General features: G+C 36.8%; 2 protein-coding genes and 2 pseudogenes. All 4 read right to left on the bottom strand.

Features of this window, described 5'->3' with window-relative positions; genetic code table 11:
* Positions 1-244 (bottom strand): annotated as a pseudogene (locus tag CALSC_RS24985) (sensor histidine kinase); the annotation flags it as partial.
* Positions 245-265: 21 nt separating this feature from the next.
* Positions 266-667, bottom strand: a complete 402-nt coding sequence (locus CALSC_RS24990; RefSeq protein WP_088243898.1) for a hypothetical protein — start codon at positions 665-667, stop codon at positions 266-268.
* Positions 668-1,164 (bottom strand): annotated as a pseudogene (locus CALSC_RS24995) (Rab family GTPase).
* A 14-nt stretch (positions 1,165-1,178) separates the two neighbouring features.
* On the bottom strand, positions 1,179-2,969 hold the full coding sequence (locus CALSC_RS25000) for an OmpA family protein (RefSeq protein WP_088243899.1): 1,791 nt from the start codon (positions 2,967-2,969) through the stop codon (positions 1,179-1,181).
* Between the last annotated feature and the right edge of the window lie 169 nt (positions 2,970-3,138).

Genomic DNA, 3,138 nt, shown 5'->3' on the forward strand with positions numbered 1-3,138 from the left:
TTGTTGCCGGTTGTTGAGATTCATCTTGTTCCCAAAATTCTTCAGCATCAATTAAAAAGTTTTCTAAAAATGATAATTCTGCTTTTTTGAGCAAAATTTTATGACCTGATTCTACTGGGGAAGGACAAAAATTTTGTGCCCAATCAGGCACTGTTCCAATAATTTGATAAGAATCTCCCTTAAATTTTTCTAAGACCAAAATATTTAAAGCTGCAAATATATTGGCTGTGATAGATTCACTCATACTTAATAAAATACTATTAAATTATTGATTGAATATTTTAGTTACTTTATCCTGCATAAGGATAGATTCATTGATTGACTGTTGAATCACAGAGAGCTGCATTTCTGCTAAAGTAGCATCTAAAAACAACACCCAATCTCCATCTTTTGAGGAAAATATGTGAACGTCTGCACAAATGCCATATTCGGTTTTCATACGGAGGATAACAATGGGATCGTCATTTAATGGCAGCATTCCTTCTAGAAAAAAAACCTTTTTTTCTACTTTTTCTCCTTCCTGGAGTTGGTCAAACCCATATGCCGCAAGCTTTCCACCCCATTGGGATAAAGAACCATCTTTATTCACCAATAAATAAGCAAGGGAGTGTTTTTCAATCATCAAATTGAGTAGATAATTAATAATGGGAGTGGGGACATCCAGCATTTATCCCTCCAGTATCTTATTTGCAAGAGTTTGAAAGACTTCTTCTACACCCAAGCCTGTTTTGGCACTAGTTTTAATGACAGTCCAATGGTTTTGTCCGAGTTGTTTAATTTCTTGGTCATTAATTTCCCACTCATCCATCATATCTGACTTATTCAGTACGAGAATTAAGGGAACTTTGCCAATAGCTTCTTCGACCCTAGTTTGTAGGTCTAATGCTTTATCTAGGGTATTTTTTCTGGTACCATCAACTACTAATAAATAGCCTGATGAACCTCTTAAATAAGACATTCTTACTTTTTGAAATTCATCTTCTCCATGAAGATCCCAAAGGATTAAATTTATATCTCTGTCTTGAATATTAATTGTTTTTTATCTATCTTTACACCTACAGTAGTTTGATATTTCTCTGAAAAAATACTGCGGACAAACTGTGCTACTAAACTTGTTTTACCTGTGGCAAATGCACCTACCATACATATTTTTTTCTGTAACATATGTGGATATTCCTTTATTTCAATTTATCCTTGAGGAATACCCGAAAAGATACCCTGCGGTTAGATATGCGATTTTCTTTTTTACTACGGGTAGGTAGCCTCTGACTAGAACCTACTCCCACAGCTGTAAAAATACTCTTTTTGAATCCTTGTTTCTGAAAATAAGATAGCATTTTCTGAGCGCGAGCTTGACTAAGGATTTTATTACTTTTTTCTGTACCAATGGTGTTTGTATGTCCTACTATTTGAATAGTTATACTCTGCTGTAAGTCTTGAGAAACTTGTACAATTTTTTTGATTGCTACGACTAAATTCATTAACTTTTTCGATTCACCTGGTGCAAATGTAGTCTTCCCTTCTAAAAAGAACAGACTATTACCTTCAATTTGTTGCTTGTAGGTGTTGAACTGAGCCAGTTCTGAGGGGGTAAGATTTCGATCCTGATATTTATTGACTCCAGGGATAAAACGCCATAATTTTCGCGATCGCACTATCCATTTTTGAGGAGCTACACCACTAGCTTTGAGGTTTCCATTGTTGTCAATTTCTAAAGATGTGGTTTTTGGAGGTATCAGGTATTCTGCGGCTCTTTTTGGCTTTAATTGTGGGTCTAAAGAAATATAAGATTGCCATTGACCAATTACTTTTTCAGAGGGAAGAGATGCTTTTTTGATTAAGTCCTGGGGATTTTTTGCCAATGGATCGCGCATTCCGACAATCAAGTATTTGCCATTACTTTTCCGCTCTGCTTTAATCACCACAATTCCTGGCTGAGAGTTAAGTTGTGCTAAATATTTATGCCACCTTCTTTGTTCCTGGATGGCAAAAACAGCCCAAATTCCGAGGGCGATCGCTACTATACCAAATAAACTCCATGCATAGGTATATCTTTTGGAGGATGCAGATTTTTTATATTGAACTCCTAAACAATCTTCCAGATAAGGTTGAGCGGCTGCGAATGGTGCTGTTTCCCCTTGAAAATCATCCAGCTGTTGAGCTAAATGAAGTTGAATTTTAGCGATCGCATTTTGGAAGACAAATCTTAATTCTTGAGGTGGGATACCTCGAATTACACCTGCTAATAGGGTACTGGGACTTTCTTCAACCCAAATTGTCAGTTCTCCAAATTGTAAACTTTGCAGTCCATCTCCTTTAGCTACAGCGAAGGAGTCTTTGACAAAGTCTTCAATAGCCGTCAACATCGCCGAAACCAGCTCTCCATCTTGGACAGATACCTGGGGTGCTACTATGTGTTGCAACAACAAACCGGTTTGCTTGTGAATCAAAAACAGCTGCTCTACACGGTAGACTAATGTACGCAGCATGATAACTTCAGCAAAGGTTTTTCCCGTTCGCTTGGCTTCTAATCTCCATTTCCAGCTTTGCAGTGACAAGCTATGCTCTAAAGTTTGATTCAAACTCTGAATCATCTGCTCTAAAGCTGTGGTGATTGCCTTGCGAGTAGCTGGAGCTAAAATCGGAAAAATTACTTCTGATAAAGTCTTCTCATCTTTCTGAATGGAAAATTTAATTGCTTCCTCTACAGTTGGTGTCATTGCTTCCACTAACTGTGTGTTCTTCTGAGTTTGTAATTGCACGGCTTCTGGAAGCAAATTGCCGATATCTTCAGCATGAATTTGAGGATTATTTAATCGCTCATATAATTGATTCAGTTGTCTTGGCTCTATACCTAAAAGTAAGCTGCGTAATTCATCTAGTTCTTGGTTCGCCGTTGTATTTTCTGTTTGACTAATAAGAAGATTGAGGGATTTCTGTGTTAACTGATTTCTAGAATTATCACCCATAATTACCACCATTCCCCCAATTTACATCAATCATCTATCTGTATTTACCGATGAGTAAACAACTATAGCTGGTTACATCACCAATAATCCATAATTTATAATTTTACTGCTGATTAGTGAGACGAAAAGCTAACTCTGTAAACATAGATGCAAGATGAGAATTATCAAT

Source organism: Calothrix rhizosoleniae SC01 (assembly GCF_900185595.1).
Classification (GTDB): domain Bacteria; phylum Cyanobacteriota; class Cyanobacteriia; order Cyanobacteriales; family Nostocaceae; genus Calothrix_A; species Calothrix_A rhizosoleniae.